The sequence below is a fragment of the Ruegeria sp. HKCCD3925 genome (genome assembly GCF_057221175.1).
On the sequence record NZ_JBWVBI010000006.1, the window covers coordinates 20,929 to 35,017 of the forward strand.

20 protein-coding genes are annotated in these 14,089 nt (G+C 59.3%); 4 read left to right on the plus strand and 16 right to left on the minus strand.

Annotation, left to right across the window (positions count from 1 at the left end; all coding sequences use genetic code 11):
* Positions 1 to 101 precede the first annotated feature (101 nt).
* The gene (locus tag AC2TEM_RS15115; RefSeq protein WP_170402284.1) at positions 102 to 644 is read left to right on the plus strand and encodes a hypothetical protein; all 543 of its coding nucleotides are present in this window, start codon (positions 102 to 104) and stop codon (positions 642 to 644) included.
* A 12-nt stretch (positions 645 to 656) separates the two neighbouring features.
* Positions 657 to 1,049 (plus strand): META domain-containing protein, encoded by a 393-nt coding sequence (locus AC2TEM_RS15120; RefSeq protein ID WP_170425223.1) that lies wholly within the window; start codon positions 657 to 659, stop codon positions 1,047 to 1,049.
* On the opposite strand, the gene recO is transcribed toward AC2TEM_RS15120, so the two are convergent.
* Positions 1,033 to 1,758 (minus strand): DNA repair protein RecO, encoded by a 726-nt coding sequence (gene recO, locus AC2TEM_RS15125; protein WP_170392605.1) that lies wholly within the window; start codon positions 1,756 to 1,758, stop codon positions 1,033 to 1,035. The two genes, AC2TEM_RS15120 and recO, sit on opposite strands and share 17 nt — an antisense overlap.
* 168 nt (positions 1,759 to 1,926) lie before the next feature.
* Here recO and AC2TEM_RS15130 point away from each other — a divergent pair, with 168 nt between their 5' ends.
* Positions 1,927 to 2,316 (plus strand): VOC family protein, encoded by a 390-nt coding sequence (locus AC2TEM_RS15130; protein WP_170402289.1) that lies wholly within the window; start codon positions 1,927 to 1,929, stop codon positions 2,314 to 2,316.
* Positions 2,317 to 2,325: 9 nt separating this feature from the next.
* On the opposite strand, the gene AC2TEM_RS15135 is transcribed toward AC2TEM_RS15130, so the two are convergent.
* From AC2TEM_RS15135 to folK, 15 genes are all read right to left on the minus strand, one after another.
* Complete coding sequence (locus AC2TEM_RS15135) at positions 2,326 to 2,649, minus strand: SemiSWEET transporter (protein ID WP_170392607.1); 324 nt, start codon at positions 2,647 to 2,649, stop codon at positions 2,326 to 2,328.
* 110 nt (positions 2,650 to 2,759) lie between these two features.
* Positions 2,760 to 3,089, minus strand: coding sequence for a DUF1491 family protein (locus AC2TEM_RS15140; protein WP_170402292.1), 330 nt, complete (start codon positions 3,087 to 3,089; stop codon positions 2,760 to 2,762).
* Between the two features lie 55 nt (positions 3,090 to 3,144).
* Positions 3,145 to 4,053 carry a GTPase Era gene (gene era, locus AC2TEM_RS15145; RefSeq protein ID WP_170425220.1) on the minus strand — a complete coding sequence of 303 codons (909 nt, stop codon included), beginning with the start codon at positions 4,051 to 4,053 and terminating at the stop codon, positions 3,145 to 3,147.
* Between the two features lie 168 nt (positions 4,054 to 4,221).
* A complete protein-coding gene (locus AC2TEM_RS15150; protein ID WP_170425217.1) occupies positions 4,222 to 4,734 on the minus strand; it encodes a GNAT family N-acetyltransferase in 513 nt (170 codons plus the stop codon).
* Positions 4,735 to 4,753: 19 nt separating this feature from the next.
* Positions 4,754 to 5,431 carry a ribonuclease III gene (rnc, locus tag AC2TEM_RS15155; protein WP_170402298.1) on the minus strand — a complete coding sequence of 226 codons (678 nt, stop codon included), beginning with the start codon at positions 5,429 to 5,431 and terminating at the stop codon, positions 4,754 to 4,756.
* Positions 5,428 to 6,267, minus strand: coding sequence for a signal peptidase I (gene lepB / locus AC2TEM_RS15160; RefSeq protein WP_170425214.1), 840 nt, complete (start codon positions 6,265 to 6,267; stop codon positions 5,428 to 5,430). Before lepB ends, rnc begins: the two co-directional genes overlap by 4 nt.
* Positions 6,268 to 6,326: 59 nt before the next feature.
* Positions 6,327 to 6,746 (minus strand): holo-ACP synthase, encoded by a 420-nt coding sequence (gene acpS / locus AC2TEM_RS15165; protein WP_170425211.1) that lies wholly within the window; start codon positions 6,744 to 6,746, stop codon positions 6,327 to 6,329.
* Between the two features lies 1 nt (position 6,747).
* A complete protein-coding gene (locus AC2TEM_RS15170) occupies positions 6,748 to 7,725 on the minus strand; it encodes an NADPH:quinone reductase (RefSeq protein WP_170425208.1) in 978 nt (325 codons plus the stop codon).
* Positions 7,726 to 7,741: 16 nt separating this feature from the next.
* Positions 7,742 to 8,068 (minus strand): Dabb family protein, encoded by a 327-nt coding sequence (locus tag AC2TEM_RS15175; protein ID WP_170425205.1) that lies wholly within the window; start codon positions 8,066 to 8,068, stop codon positions 7,742 to 7,744.
* Between the two features lie 16 nt (positions 8,069 to 8,084).
* Entirely contained in the window at positions 8,085 to 8,708 is a 624-nt protein-coding gene (locus tag AC2TEM_RS15180) for a LysE family translocator (RefSeq protein ID WP_170425202.1), read from the minus strand.
* Positions 8,705 to 9,451 carry a pyridoxine 5'-phosphate synthase gene (locus AC2TEM_RS15185; protein WP_170392617.1) on the minus strand — a complete coding sequence of 249 codons (747 nt, stop codon included), beginning with the start codon at positions 9,449 to 9,451 and terminating at the stop codon, positions 8,705 to 8,707. Before AC2TEM_RS15185 ends, AC2TEM_RS15180 begins: the two co-directional genes overlap by 4 nt.
* Positions 9,444 to 10,142, minus strand: coding sequence for a DUF2062 domain-containing protein (locus AC2TEM_RS15190; RefSeq protein WP_170392618.1), 699 nt, complete (start codon positions 10,140 to 10,142; stop codon positions 9,444 to 9,446). The genes AC2TEM_RS15185 and AC2TEM_RS15190 overlap by 8 nt, the downstream gene beginning before the upstream one ends.
* Before the next feature lie 16 nt (positions 10,143 to 10,158).
* Positions 10,159 to 12,291 carry a RelA/SpoT family protein gene (locus AC2TEM_RS15195; RefSeq protein WP_170392619.1) on the minus strand — a complete coding sequence of 711 codons (2,133 nt, stop codon included), beginning with the start codon at positions 12,289 to 12,291 and terminating at the stop codon, positions 10,159 to 10,161.
* A 25-nt stretch (positions 12,292 to 12,316) separates the two neighbouring features.
* The gene (gene rpoZ, locus AC2TEM_RS15200) at positions 12,317 to 12,670 is read right to left on the minus strand and encodes a DNA-directed RNA polymerase subunit omega (protein ID WP_010437681.1); all 354 of its coding nucleotides are present in this window, start codon (positions 12,668 to 12,670) and stop codon (positions 12,317 to 12,319) included.
* 94 nt (positions 12,671 to 12,764) lie between these two features.
* On the minus strand, positions 12,765 to 13,346 hold the full coding sequence (folK, locus tag AC2TEM_RS15205; RefSeq protein WP_480856287.1) for a 2-amino-4-hydroxy-6-hydroxymethyldihydropteridine diphosphokinase: 582 nt from the start codon (positions 13,344 to 13,346) through the stop codon (positions 12,765 to 12,767).
* 126 nt (positions 13,347 to 13,472) lie between these two features.
* Between folK and AC2TEM_RS15210 the strand changes: the two genes are divergently transcribed.
* A complete protein-coding gene (locus AC2TEM_RS15210) occupies positions 13,473 to 14,048 on the plus strand; it encodes a LabA-like NYN domain-containing protein (protein ID WP_039541714.1) in 576 nt (191 codons plus the stop codon).
* Positions 14,049 to 14,089: the final 41 nt, after the last annotated feature.

A 14,089-nucleotide genomic window follows, 5' to 3' on the forward strand; every position in this document is an offset into this window, starting at 1 on the left:
AGGGCTTAATGGGCGAAACTTCCCCCTCGGATCGAGCGCAGAAATCGGGTAAAGGGCGTCAACCAAACCCAGCGCCCAAGCTGGCCAGAGGAGAATCGAGCGTGAAGATCATCATCGCAGTTTTGGCCACCTGCATGGCCCTTGCCGGATGCGCCATGGCACCAAACACCGGGCCCGATGATGTGGACCAGTTGGCACAAGCGATCCAGCAGCTTGACCCCAAGGTTGACCCTGCCGAGGCGCGGCGTGCAGCCGAGATATCTTATGCCTATTCCAATCAACTGAAACAGGACTGGAACGTCACCGATCCAGCCATCATCCACAACGCAAAGGTCATCAACGGATTTCGCGAAAAAGGTCTGTGCAATGATTGGGCGCAGGCCATGACCACGCGTTTGAAGCAAGAGAACTTTCGCACTCTGGATTTGCACTGGGCCACGTCGCCTCCAACTGCGTTCCGGATCATCCACCATTCGGCTCTGATCAGCGCTAAGGGAGATTCAATGTATGAAGGCATCATCCTTGACCCGTGGCGCAACAGCGGGGTGCTTTATTGGGATCAGGTGCGCGAGGACACCAAATACAACTGGCGCCCCCGCCTTGAAGTGCGCGAAGAGTTAATCAGCGGTGTGAACCCCTACTGACAGGATATTGCGATGTTACGTATGGCCTTGTTCCTGCCCCTTTTAACCCTGTTCCAATGCGACAAGGATGAGACTGTCGCCGCCTATGGCGCAGCGGATCAGACATGGGCTTTGCAAGAGATCGACGGGCAGCCTTTTGAGGCCAGCGCTCTTTTGCGATTCCCCGAAGAGGGTCGGATTGAGGGCAATGCCCCGTGCAACACCTATTCAGGTACACTGAATGCACCCTACCCGTGGTTTGAGATCACCGATCTTGCCGCCACCCGCGCGGCTTGCGCCGGGCTTGAAGCCGAGGGGTTTTATTTCGCCGCACTGATGGCGATGACCCAGTCCGAGGTGTCCGGCGATGTGCTGATCCTGCGCAATGAAGACGGGCACGAGATGGTGTTCAAAGCCGCCGAGTAAACTGCGCCACAAATCGCGCGCGTGCGTCCGGCAAAGGCGTATGACCCAGCGACGGAGCCAGATGGTTTTCCAGAAAATACCCGGTCGTGCGCAAGGCTTCAGCAATCTCGGTATCCGGAGCCGCGCCTTCGCCGCGCAGGCAGGGGGGCAAAGGCAGCAGCTTATCGGCCCAGTCCCCTGCCCCCGCCGCACTGACCGCGCGGCCGGTTTTCGGAGAGACATAGACCAACCCCTCGGTCGCCCCTGTCACTGCGCAGGCCGAAAGATCCAAGCCAAAGCCCAGCTCTTCCAGCAGCGCCAGTTCCCAGCGCAGATAGGCCAGTGGCCAGACCTCATCCTGACCCAGCAGGTCCATCAACTGTTCTGTTTGCTGATAGATCGCCGGATGAGGCTCGCGTTCGGGCAGGCAAAAGGACAGCAGCGCCACCACCGCATTTAATCCGGCGAGCGCCAGCCGCCCTGAAAACGCCGCTGCAGCGCGCGAACGCAGGGGTTCGACCTGAAAGGTGCCAAGATGTTCTTCGAGCCGCGCGCGCCAAAGCACGTCCAGTTGCGCGCCGGGTTGCAGGATCGGGGCGATCTTGCGGCTGGTGCCACCGCGCACAATTCCGGCGTGACGACCATGGGCTTCGGTAAAGACCTCGATGATCGCCGCTGTCTCACCATGACGGCGAGAAGTCAGAAGAATGCCGTGATCACGCCAGTCCAAGTTTGGCCTCGTCAGGTCACCAGATATATACGCAGGAAATCTTATGGCCGTTGCAGGTTCAAGATGGAAACGCGTTAGGTTGACCCTGTGGAACACCAAAAACACGTTGCGTGACATCTGTTCACGCAATAGTGTTCACTTTATGTTCTGCACGGAGGAATTTAAGAAATGTCACTTAACTATGTCATGATCGGTTCAAATGATGTCGTCAAAGCGCGAAGCTTTTACGATGCGGTTGTACCCAAAATCGGCGGCAAGGTTATTGCTGAATATATGCCCCACGCTGTTTGTTACGAGCTGCGGGGCGGTGGGTCCATGTGGGTCGCGACGCCCTTTGACAAAGAGGCCGCGACGGTTGGAAACGGCAACATGGTTGGCTTGCTTTGCGAAAGTGAAGCGGAAGTTCGCGAGGTGCATGCCGAGGCTCTTGCCAATGGCGGAACAAATGAAGGTGACCCCGGAGATCGACCTCAATATGGCCCGAACTTCTATGGCGCTTATGCGCGCGATCCTGATGGCAACAAGATGAGCTTTGTCTATTTTAGCGATGCAGGCTGATCGCGCGCCCTAGAACGTCATACCTGCGTGAATCAGAATGCCGATAACCATCAGCAGGTTCAGCACCATTGAGATACCGTTGCCCACATAGATGGGCAACTTGCCCACCACCAGCCCATAGGCGAACCACAAAAACGACAGCCCAGCATACAGAGACCAGGACAGCAGCGACTGTCCGGTCGCGTGTTCGGAGTGGGTGAAATAAAGCTTGATCAGTTGTGGAAGCGTGGCGAAGGGGCCAACGACGCCGATGAAGACCATGAACCCCTCGAACCGCTGCATCCAGTGACCGAGATTTGAGTTTTCCAGTTTCTGGGCAAGCGTTTCAGCCACTCAACCCCCTCCTGTTCCTGCGGCCCCCGGAAGATTGGGCCGTTTCATTCAGCCGGTTGCAAAGCAAAATAGTCGCTTTGCGCCGCACGTCCAAGATCATTTGGCGCGGGTTAGTCCAGACCTTCTTCACCCAGCAGGTGCCTGCCTTGGCGGTCTTCCACCTCGATTACCCAAAGGTCGGGGTCAAAACTGCGTTGGCGGGTGATGGCGGCATCTACGTCTGCCTCTTCGCCGGATGAGAGCTCCACCCATTTGCGCTCGCCGCTCATCAAATCAAAACTGCGCTGAAAGGCTGCGGCCCGCCCGTTGAGTGTGTTGAGTTTGATAAGCACCGCCCCAGCGGTGTCATCCCCATGCGCCACAACAAAAGCCGGTATTTCCTGAAACCGCAGCCGCGCCAGATAGGCATGCACCCAGAATTCAGCTGTCAGCCGGGTCATGGTTCTGACCTTTCCGTAGGGGTTGAGAATTTTCGACGAAAATTCTTGGCCCGGGTCATGCGTTGCCGTCTTTGAAATCCAGACCCATTTCCGAGTAGCGCTCGGACTCCTCCAGCCAGTTTGGCCGGACTTTCACCTGCAAGAACAGGTGGATCTTGCGGTCCAAAAACTCTTCCAGCTCGGCACGCGCCGCCTGACTGACGGCCTTTATGGTCTCACCACGTTTGCCCAGCACAATCCCTTTGTGGCCATCACGCATAACATAGATGACCTGATCGATCTTGGCCGAGCCGTCCTTGCGCTCTTCCCAGTTCTCGGTCTCGACGGTCAGCTGGTAGGGCAGTTCCTGATGCAGGCGCAGGGTCAGTTTCTCGCGCGTCATCTCAGCCGCGATCATGCGCAGAGGCAGATCCGCAATCTGGTCTTCTGGATAGAGCCACGGGCCTTCGGGCAGTTCCGAGGCGAGCCAATTGCGCAGGTCGTCGACACCGTGGCCTTTTTCGGCCGAGATCATGAAGGTCTCGGCAAAGGGATAACGCGCATTCAGGTCACTGGTCAGCGCCAGCAGCTTTTCCGAGGGCACCTTGTCGATCTTGTTGATCGCAAGTGCGATGGTGCGGCCCTGTCCGATCTCTTCCAGGCCTTCGAGGATGCGTTCGACACCTTCGGTGATACCGCGATGCGCCTCGATCATCAGCACGACCACATCCGCATCTGCAGCCCCGCCCCAAGCGGCGGCTACCATGGCACGGTCCAGACGGCGGCGCGGTTTGAAGAGGCCCGGCGTGTCCACAAAGACCAGTTGCGCATCGCCCTCCATCGCCACGCCACGGATGCGAGCACGCGTGGTTTGCACCTTATGTGTCACGATCGAGACCTTGGCCCCGACCATGCGGTTCAGAAGGGTGGATTTGCCTGCGTTGGGCTCTCCGATCAGGGCGATAAATCCGGCGCGTGTGCTCATGTGTCCTGCGATCCTGTTTGCAAGTGCGCACCCCTATAGCAGAATGCGCGGACGGGCCAGAGGGATTTGTCGCATCGCGGATATCTGTGAGCGAAGGCCAGTCTGCGGCCCATAGGGCGACGCTGCCCGGTCGGCCGGTGCCGGCATTGGCCGGGCTTGATCGCGCGATCAGGTTGTAGTGTTCAACGCCAGAACTTGGTTCGGATAGGCTTGGTCCCCGATCCGAAAATCTGTGACTCCGACCTGCCGGAACCCTTTGGCCAGATAGAAGTCGATTGCGGGCGTGTTCTCGGAATTGGTTGTCAGCCAAATCGACGGGCGCCCTTTTTCACGCATGTAGTCAATCGCGATATCAAGCAGCGCTGAGCCGATGCCTTTACCTTGATGGCGGTGCTGGACGTAGAACGTAACGATTTCTAGGTCAGAAAGCCCGTCCACAGGTGCGGCGCGACTTTCCGCAAGCCGAATATAGCCGTCGATCCCGTCTTCGTTTTCGGAAACCATCAAGAGGTCTTGGCCGTCCTCCAATATGGCTTCGAACCGGGCGGTCGTGAACTCGGACAGTGCGAACTCGGCAAAGAAGGCGTTCACACCACGCTTTAGATAGGTTCCGATCCAGACCTCAATCGACAGGGCCGCGAGGCTGGCGGCGTCGGCTTTCTGGGCGGGTCTGATTTTCATGATCTGGCTGCGCAGAGGATCAAGACAACTGTTCCAACAACGCCTTTGCCGCTGCCTGTTCGGCCTGTCGCTTGGAGCCTGCGGTGGCCTGAGCTTCGGTACCATTCTGCAGACGAGCGGCGATCGTGAAGATCGGGGCATGGTCAGGGCCGGTGCGTTTGACCTCGACATAGCTGGGTGGTTTCTGGCCGCGGGCCTGTGCCCATTCCTGCAGGGCGGTTTTTGCATCGCGGGCGTCGGCCTCGACCTTGTGGATGCGATCGCCCCAGAGGGCGAGGATCACGTCTCGGGCAGCCTCGAACCCTGCGTCGCGGTAGATGGCCGCGATGACCGCCTCCATCGCGTCGCCCAGCAAGGCCTGCTTGCGACGACCTCCGGACAGCATCTCGGACCGGCCCAGTTTCAGCACCGCACCCAGATCAATCTGGCGGGCCACATCGGCGCAGGCTTCCTTGCGCACCAGCGCGTTGAAACGGGGGGCCAGTTGGCCTTCGGAAGCTTTCTTGTCGGCCTCAAGCAAAGCAGTGGCCATGACGAGACCCAGGACGCGGTCGCCCAAAAATTCAAGACGCTGATTGTCGGGGCGCGTGGCAGAGGACACCGAGCCGTGGGTCAGCGCACGCACCAGCAGTTCAGGGTCGGAAAACTCATACCCCAAGCGCTGCTGGAACGCCCTTATCTCAGCCGATAGCTTCAATTGACCGCCTTGAAGAAGCGGTCACCGCGCCATGTCCAGAAGAACAGCATGGACCGGCCAGCGGAGGAGAACATGATCCTGTCGGCGCGACCGATCAGGTTTTCGTAAGGTACATAGCCCACGCCACCAGCGGATTGCGGTAAGCGGCTGTCGGCCGAGTTGTCGCGGTTGTCGCCCATGAAGAAATAGTGGCCCTCGGGTACGGTATAGACCCCGGTATTGTCGGAGCCCTGATTGCCGATGTTCAGCACGTCGTAGGACACGCCATTTGGCAGGGTCTCGATCAGGCGGTTCTTTTCGCAAACACCGCCGATCCCGACGGGACCGTTGGAACAGCGCGGGCGTAGGCCTTGTGGGCCCTGCGGTTCAGAAACTTCGGTGAACACACCGTCGGGTTGCTGCGGCACAGGAGTGTCGTTGAGGATGATTTGGCCTCCACGAATCTGGATACGATCACCCGGCAGGCCGATCAGTCGCTTGATATAGTCGCGCCCTGTGACCGGATGGCGGAAGACGATGACATCGCCGCGATCAGGGTCGCCGCCGATCAGACGCGAGTTGTCATCGCTCTGCATCCAGCCGCAGATGTCTTCGGCATCGATGTTGAGGCCAACGCTGGGGATGATAAGGCTGGGGCACGAGGCATAGGAATAGCCATAGGCCATCTTGTTGACGAAGAGGAAATCCCCGATCAGTAGGGTTTGCTTCATCGACCCGGAAGGAATCCAGAACGGCTGAAAGAACAGGGTGCGGAAAATGCCCGCGATCAGCAGGGCATAGACGATGGTTTTGATCGTCTCCCAAATGGCGTTTCCGGATTTGGCTTCCTCGGCCATACTGCTCTCTCCAGTCTCTGCGTGGTTGGGGTGCTACATGCGGGTCAGTTGGGGGCAAGTCAAGGCTGCTCGGGCGCTTCTTGAAGCGGGCGGGCCTCGATCACCACAAAGGCCTGCGCCCAGGGATGATCATCGGTCAGGGTGACGTGGATGATCGCCTCGTGGCCTTCGGGAGTCATTTCTTTCAGACGCTCGGCGGCCCAGCCGGTGACATGCATAACGGGCTGGCCGGTGCGCAGGTTGGTCACCGCCATGTCCTTCCACGCGATCCCCATCCGCAGGCCGGTGCCTAACGCCTTCGAGCACGCCTCTTTCGCGGCCCAGCGTTTGGCGTAGGTGCCCGCAGTATCGGCGCGACGCTCAGCCTTGCGCTGTTCGGTTTCAGTGAAGACACGGTTACGGAAGCGGTCGCCGAACCGGTCGAGCGTGCCCTGAATGCGATCAATATTTGCGAGGTCGGTGCCGATGCCGAGGATCATGTCAGACCTCCAACACAACGGTCCCGAGCTTTTGCCCCGCCTCGACCATTGCGTGTGCATTTGCCGCATCCATCAGCCCTCCGCCAGGGACGACGGCGTGGGACAGTGCGCCTTGTTCCAGCCACTGGCCCAACTGCGCCTCGCCGCGACGACGGGCCGCGGCGTCGAGTTGGTAGACGATCAGCATATGCAGGCGGATGTTCTTGAACATGAAGCCATAGAAATCCAGTTCGGGCTTCATTTGTGAAGCCGAGGCATAGCTGGCGATGGTGCCACCGGGGCGGATCATAGAAAGGGAAGCGGGTTGGTTGGCGGCGAAATCAACCTCGACAATGCGGTCTATGCCTGCGCCGTTGGTCATGTCCATCGCCGCCTCGGCCACGTCTTGCGTGCGGTAGTTGATCCATTCGGACGCGCCGGAATGGGCGGCTTTTTCATCTGAACTGACCGTTGTGATAACGCGCGCACCACCCAGCGCGGCCATCTGGCAGGCGTAGCGCCCAACCGTGCCTGCGCCGCCGGTCACAAGCACGGTCTGGTCAGTGATCGGTCCGTCACAATAGAGCGCGTACCATGCAGTCAAGGCTGGGATACCAAAACACGCGCCCTCGGCGAAGCGGGTCGTATCTGGAAGGAATACGGCCTGTTCGGAGGGTAGCGCAATGTATTCGGCCCCAGTGCCAAAAGCGCGTTGCCATTGGCCGTTCCAGATCCAGACACGTTCGCCGACGCGCGCGGGATCGACCCCTTCGCCTACGGCCTCAATCACTCCGGCCCCGTCCGAGTGGGGAACAACCATCGGGTATTGCATCACGGCGCCAGGGCGCGCGCCGCCGCGCAGCTTGACGTCTGAGGGGTTGATGCCGCTGGCGTGAACCCGGACAAGAACGTCGCCTGGGCCGGGGTTGGGCGTGGGCAGGTCGACCAACTCAAGGACATCCGCCGCCGCACCAAATCCGCGATAGGTGATTGCTTTCATGACAGTCCCTCGTCTCCTATTGGTCGGCCGCGTCGGGCGTTTCCAGATCGAACACCAAGACGCCCTCGGCCCCATCCACGCACAGCGCGACAAGCCGTGCGCCAAGTTGCCGGTGGGTTTCGTCACTGGCATAGCGCTGTAGGTCGGCCTGAGCCGCGAAATCCAGTGTGAAGCCGTAGGGATAGCTTGGGGATTTTGCCTCAAAATCGCGGTTGGGGCCGTGGATGAAGCCACCGCAGCCCGACAAACGGTCTGCGACCGCGCCCAGCCCATCCATCACAGCGGCAAGCTCTGCGGTGTCGTGATCGGGCTTGAGTCGCAGCATCACGCAATGTCGGATCATCCTTGCACCTCAGAGGTCATGACAGGCGCACCGTGAGAATCTTGTAGCTGGCCACGCCAAAGAAACCCGCGAAGGCAAAATCAAACCAGCGGCGGGCGCGGCGATAGGCGTTGACCATGCGCGCAGACGAAAACAAGAAGGCGTAGCCGATGAAGATCAGCAGTGAACCCGCATAGAGCATGGCGAAGTAACCCAGCAGCATAGCAAGGCTGGCGTCATTTGGCGCAACGATGGCGTAGATCGAGCCCCAGCTGAGGATCGCCTTGGGGTTGGTCAGGTGGATCGCTGCACCCTTGGCAAATATCGTGCCCAATGAGCCGGTGACCGGATTGCCCAGCGCGACCTCATCCGAAGTCAGCGCGCGACGTAGCGCCTTGAGCGCCAGCCAGCCCAGATAAGCGACGCCGATATAGCGGATCACCTCGAAAACCCAGACATTGGCCAGCATGATCGCCGACAGCCCCAGTGCGGCGGCGATGCCCCACGCGGCGGACCCGGCGCAGATGCCCAGCGCAAAGGCCAGACCGGCGGTGCGGCCTTCGTTCATGGCGGTTCCGGCGATGCCCATGGTGGCAGGGCCCGGAGAGCCCCCGGCCATGAGCCATGCAAACCAGATCGCCACAAAACCGGGTGTGATCATGCCCGCGCCTCGTCCATCAGGCGGCGCATTTCGTGAACCGCCGGGGTGAGGCCGCGAAAGATGGCCTCGCCGATCAGGAAGTGGCCGATATTCAGCTCTCGCACTTCAGGGAAGGCTGCCACCGGTTGTACGGTGTCGTAAGTCAGCCCGTGACCCGCATGAACTTCAAGACCCAGCGAATGGGCATAGGCGGACATCTCGCGCAGGGCTTCCAGTTCGCGCGCGGCGTCGTCCAGTTTGCCTTCGGCGTGGAAATCGCAATAGGCACCGGTGTGCAGTTCGATCACCTCGGCCCCAATGCGGTGGGCGGCGTCGATCTGGCGCTGGTCGGCGGCGATAAAGATGGACACGCGGCAGCCCACATCGCGCAAGGGCGCAATGAAATGGGCCAGCTTATTTTCCTCGCGCGCGACTTCTAACCCGCCCTCGGTTGTGCGTTCCTCGCGCTTTTCGGGAACGATGCAGACAGCGTGCGGCTTGTGGCGCAGGGCGATTTTCTGCATCTCGTCCGTTGCGGCCATCTCGAAGTTCAGCGGCACCGACAGGATCTCCATCAACCCGTCGATATCGGCGTCCGAGATGTGGCGGCGATCTTCGCGCAGATGTGCTGTGATGCCGTCGGCCCCGGCCTCTTCCGCGATCCGGGCGGCGCGTAGTGGGTCCGGATAGGCCCCGCCGCGCGCATTCCGCACGGTGGCTACGTGGTCGATATTCACGCCCAGACGCAAACGGTTGTCAGACATCTTTCGAATCCTTCATTGTCCCTGAGGTCGAGCCTAGTGGTTTTGTCGGGGGAACGTCAGCCTCTGCCTGAGCAAGGCGTTTGATTTGTTCAAACTTCGCTTTGATTCTGGCGCGGCGGCGTTGCTGATAAGTACGGATAAGCGGCAGGCTAAGATAGGCGCAGATCACTCCGGCCACGATGCCTGGAATGACGCCGCCGATCATATAAGGAAAGAACACATCGTCATAGAACCGGCTAAGCCCGTGCCAGTCCGCCTCGCGATGGGTGAACATGGCGATGCAATTGTCCTTGAGATCGCCCATCGCATCCGCAAATTTCCCCATCAACCCATCGGTATCGTCTTTGCGGAACTTGGTCCCCAGCAGGAAATGCCCGGTTTGCAGGCTGATGACCGCGATCGGCACATAGGTCAGGGGATTGCCAAAGAACGTGCCGCTGAGCGCGGCAAGAATGTTGCCGTTCAGCAGCCGCGCCAGCACGGCGGCGACCAGGAAATGCAAGCCATAGAAAGGCGTGAACGAGGCAAACACCCCTGCCCCGATGCCACGCGCGATGCGTTCCGGGCTGTCAGGCAGGCGCCGAACCCGATGTTTGACATAGTGAAAGGCACGGGTCCATCCGCCGCGCGGATAGACGAACTCTGACGCGACTTGGACAGGCGAGCGGCGATCTCGGCGCTTGAAAACCACTCGTGATCACCCCTTCTCAGCCAGCCGCAACGGCGGGTTTCGCACTTTCCCGGTACCGTTCGACCGCAGCAACGTCGCTTTCAGCCTCGAGCATCAGCATCAGCGAATGCAGCTGTTCAAGATCGCGAAGTTCGACATTGATCATCAGCCGATAAAAATCCGGTTTGCGGTCGACAAATTCGAGGTTCGAGATATTGGCCTTTTTCTCGCCGATCAATGTACAAATACGCCCCAGCACCCCGGCATCATTGCCGATGGTCAAATCCAGCGTCGCGCCATAGACGGCGGGGTGGGTGCCCGAATGCCAGTGCAGATCAACCCAGCGCTCGGGTTCATTTTCAAACTCGGTCAGGCGATCGCAGTCGATGGCGTGCACGACAACACCCTTGCCGCGATATGTAATTCCGACGATGCGCTCGCCCGGCAGTGGCTGGCAACAGGGGGCACGATCGAATTTCTGGCCCGGTTCAAGCCCGATCACAGCACGGCGGGGCGAGATCGCGTCGCCATCATCCTTGGTGAGTTCGGGATATACCGCTTCGACCACCTCATGGGCGGTCAACTCGGCACTGCCCAGACGGGCCAGCAACTCGTCCCGATCTTTTAAACGCAGGTGTTTGGCAGCGGTTTCCAGCGCCTTGTCGGTGGCTTTGCGGCCCAGGTTTTCGAACCCGGCGCGGGCCAGTTCCTTACCCAGCTTGATGAAGCGTTCCCGGTCGACCTCGCGCAAGGCGCGGCGGATCGAGGTGCGGGCTTTGCCGGTAACTGCGATCTCAAGCCAAGTGACCTGCGGGCTCTGGCCATCGGCGGTGATGATGTCCACCGATTGACCGTTCTTGAGCCGGGTCCAGAGCGGCACACGAATGCCATCAACCTTGGCCCCCACGCAGGCATGACCAATGCGGGTGTGGATTGCGTAAGCAAAATCAATCGGCGTCGCCCCACGCGGCAGTTTCACCACATCGCCCTTGGGGGTGAAGCAGAACACCTGGTCCGAATACATCTCGAGCTTCACAGCTTCGAGGAAATCCTCATGATCATCCTCGCTGTCGAATTGCTCGGTCAGGTTTGCAATCCACTTTGCCGGGTCAACCGCAAAGGGGTTTTCGGACCGCACACCGTCGCGATAGGACCAGTGCGCTGCAACGCCGGTTTCGGCCACGTCATGCATCTGGCGGGTGCGGATCTGAACCTCGACCCGTTTGCCGTCGCGCCCCGATACCGTTGTGTGGATCGAGCGATAACCGTTCGATTTCGGCTGGCTGATATAGTCCTTGAATCGCCCTGGCACCGCGCGCCAGCGCTGGTGGATGGCACCGAGTGTGCGATAGCAGTCTTCTTCGGTCTGGGTGATGATGCGGAACCCGTAGATGTCGGACAGACGTGAGAAACCCTGATCCTTTTCCTGCATCTTGCGCCAGATCGAATAGGGTTTCTTGGCACGGCCAAAGACTTCGGCTTCAATGCCCGCCTTTTCCAATTCGTGCCGCATGTCGCCGGTAATGCGATGGATCACGTCGCCGGTTTCGCGTTGCAGAGTGATAAAGCGGCGGATGATCGACTGGCGGCCTTCGGGGTTCAGGACGCGGAAGGCAAGGTCTTCAAGTTCCTCGCGCATCCATTGCATCCCCATCCGGCCCGCAAGCGGCGCGTAAATATCCATTGTCTCACGCGCTTTTTGCACCTGCTTTTCTGGGCGCATCGCCTTGATCGTGCGCATGTTGTGCAGGCGGTCGGCGAGTTTGACCAGAATAACCCGAAGGTCCTTGGACATGGCCATGAACAGCTTGCGGAAATTCTCGGCCTGTTTGGTCTCACGGCTGGACAGCTGCAGGTTGGTCAGCTTGGTGACGCCATCGACCAGCTTGGCGACCTCATCCCCGAACAGTTCGGTAACCTTGCCATAACTGGCTTTGGTGTCTTCGATCGTGTCGTGCAACAGGGCCGTTATAATGGTCGCATCATCCAGACGCTGTTCGGTCAGGATGGCGGCAACGGCAACGGGGTGCGAGAAATAGGGCTCGCCGGAATGGCGGAACTGGCCTTCATGCATCTGTTGGCCAAATTCATAGGCCCTTTCGATGCGGTCGGCATTTGTCTTGGGATTGTAATTGCGGACCAGCGCAATCAGGTCTTCTTCTGAAATCATCCGGTCCGCACCTTTGTCGCTTGGGTTACCCCTGGCCCTGGGCCTCCATCAGAGCGCGCAGGAGCTTTTCTTCCGACATGTCGTCATCCGCAGGCTTGTCAGATTCCGCACCCATCAGCAGGGCCATCTGATCTTCTTCGGGCTCATCAACCTCGATCTGGGTCTGGTTGGCTTCGATCAGACGCTCGCGCAGCTCATCAGCGCTTTGGGTTTCGTCGGCGATTTCGCGTAGCGAGACGACAGGGTTCTTGTCGTTATCGCGGTCAACGGTGATCGGGCCACCAGCAGAAATCTCGCGTGCCCGGTGGGCTGCAAGCATCACCAGTTCGAACCGGTTCGGGACCTTGTCTACACAATCTTCGACCGTAACGCGGGCCATGGGGCGCTCTCCGTAAATGAATCCGTGGCAGGAAGGGGTTTATCTAAGCGCGAATCCCCGCCTTGACAAGCAAGAAATGCCGCAAATGCGAGGATCACAGAGGCTTGACCTCTGCCACCTCATGGGGCGGCAAGGCTGCAACCATCTGCGTCACTGTCCGGTCCAGAACGGGATGGCGCCAATCGGGGGCGACATCCATCATGGGAACAAGCACAAAAGCGCGGTCCTGCAAGCGCGGATGGGGCAGGATTAGGTGTTCCGGCGCAGATTTGGTCTGATCTTCGGGGGGAAGGGTCAGCCAGCGCTGGTATTCGGCGTCATCCGGCAGCACAAGTTCATCCCAAAAGACCAGATCGAGGTCCAGAGTGCGCATGCCCCAACGCTGTTCACGGGCGCGCTCAAAATCATGTTCGATGCGGTGCAGCAGGTCCAGAACACCCTGTGGCGTGAGGTCCGATTCGATCAAAACCGCTGCGTTGACATAGTCCGGCCCTGCCCCTGCTGGAAAGCATGGGGTGGCAAAAAACCGGCTTGTCTTGCGAATCACCAAGCCCGCCTCGGTCATCGCGATCAGCGACCGCTCAAGTGTCACCTTGGGCCCACAACCTCTCAGACTGAGATTTGCCCCTAGGGCAATGACCGCTTTTGACAAGGTTTTGTCCACTTCAGACCCCATATTCGGACCAGAGAATACTTGCGATAAAGCCTAAAACACCTATTTTAAGGACACCATTGCACTGACCTATTACTTTATCACTCACGGAGCTCACGGTGCGGTGGCTTATACCGGAAGGACCATTTTATGTTTTACAAGGACGAACGGCTAGCGCTGTTCATCGACGGCTCGAATCTTTATGCAGCCGCCAAAGCACTGGGGTTTGACATCGACTACAAGTTGCTGCGTCAGGAATTTATGCGCAGAGGCAAACTGCTTAGAGCTTTCTACTACACAGCGCTACTGGAAAATGACGAGTATTCCCCGATCCGGCCTCTGGTGGACTGGCTGCACTATAATGGCTTCACCATGGTCACCAAACCGGCCAAGGAATACACCGACAGCATGGGGCGTCGGAAGGTCAAGGGAAACATGGATATCGAGCTTACCGTCGATGCCATGGAACTGGCACCACGCGTTGATCATATCGTACTGTTTTCGGGCGATGGGGATTTCCGCCCGCTGATCGCAAGCCTGCAACGGCAGGGCGTACGTGTTTCCGTTGTTTCGACCATCCGTAGCCAGCCGCCGATGATTTCGGACGAACTGCGCCGCCAGGCCGATAACTTCATCGAGTTGGAGGATCTGCGCGACGTGATCGGCCGCCCTCCGCGCGAGATGCCGACTGAACCCCGCAGCGTCGCAGCTGCAGGCGGGCACTGACCCCACCAAACCCCACCACTCACCAATGGGGGTTGGCAAGA

What these genes read in the sequence shown, in the direction of transcription:
- AC2TEM_RS15120 (WP_170425223.1), top strand. Translation starts at nt 657, where the DNA reads ATGTTACGTATGGCCTTGTTCCTGCCCCTTTTAACCCTGTTCCAATGC.
- AC2TEM_RS15130 (WP_170402289.1), top strand. Translation starts at nt 1,927, where the DNA reads ATGTCACTTAACTATGTCATGATCGGTTCAAATGATGTCGTCAAAGCG.
- AC2TEM_RS15140 (WP_170402292.1), bottom strand. Translation starts at nt 3,089, where the DNA reads ATGACCCGGCTGACAGCTGAATTCTGGGTGCATGCCTATCTGGCGCGG.
- era (WP_170425220.1), bottom strand. Translation starts at nt 4,053, where the DNA reads ATGAGCACACGCGCCGGATTTATCGCCCTGATCGGAGAGCCCAACGCA.
- AC2TEM_RS15150 (WP_170425217.1), bottom strand. Translation starts at nt 4,734, where the DNA reads ATGAAAATCAGACCCGCCCAGAAAGCCGACGCCGCCAGCCTCGCGGCC.
- lepB (WP_170425214.1), bottom strand. Translation starts at nt 6,267, where the DNA reads ATGGCCGAGGAAGCCAAATCCGGAAACGCCATTTGGGAGACGATCAAA.
- acpS (WP_170425211.1), bottom strand. Translation starts at nt 6,746, where the DNA reads ATGATCCTCGGCATCGGCACCGACCTCGCAAATATTGATCGCATTCAG.
- AC2TEM_RS15170 (WP_170425208.1), bottom strand. Translation starts at nt 7,725, where the DNA reads ATGAAAGCAATCACCTATCGCGGATTTGGTGCGGCGGCGGATGTCCTT.
- AC2TEM_RS15175 (WP_170425205.1), bottom strand. Translation starts at nt 8,068, where the DNA reads ATGATCCGACATTGCGTGATGCTGCGACTCAAGCCCGATCACGACACC.
- AC2TEM_RS15180 (WP_170425202.1), bottom strand. Translation starts at nt 8,708, where the DNA reads ATGATCACACCCGGTTTTGTGGCGATCTGGTTTGCATGGCTCATGGCC.
- AC2TEM_RS15185 (WP_170392617.1), bottom strand. Translation starts at nt 9,451, where the DNA reads ATGTCTGACAACCGTTTGCGTCTGGGCGTGAATATCGACCACGTAGCC.
- AC2TEM_RS15195 (WP_170392619.1), bottom strand. Translation starts at nt 12,291, where the DNA reads ATGATTTCAGAAGAAGACCTGATTGCGCTGGTCCGCAATTACAATCCC.
- rpoZ (WP_010437681.1), bottom strand. Translation starts at nt 12,670, where the DNA reads ATGGCCCGCGTTACGGTCGAAGATTGTGTAGACAAGGTCCCGAACCGG.
- folK (WP_480856287.1), bottom strand. Translation starts at nt 13,346, where the DNA reads ATGGGGTCTGAAGTGGACAAAACCTTGTCAAAAGCGGTCATTGCCCTA.
- AC2TEM_RS15210 (WP_039541714.1), top strand. Translation starts at nt 13,473, where the DNA reads ATGTTTTACAAGGACGAACGGCTAGCGCTGTTCATCGACGGCTCGAAT.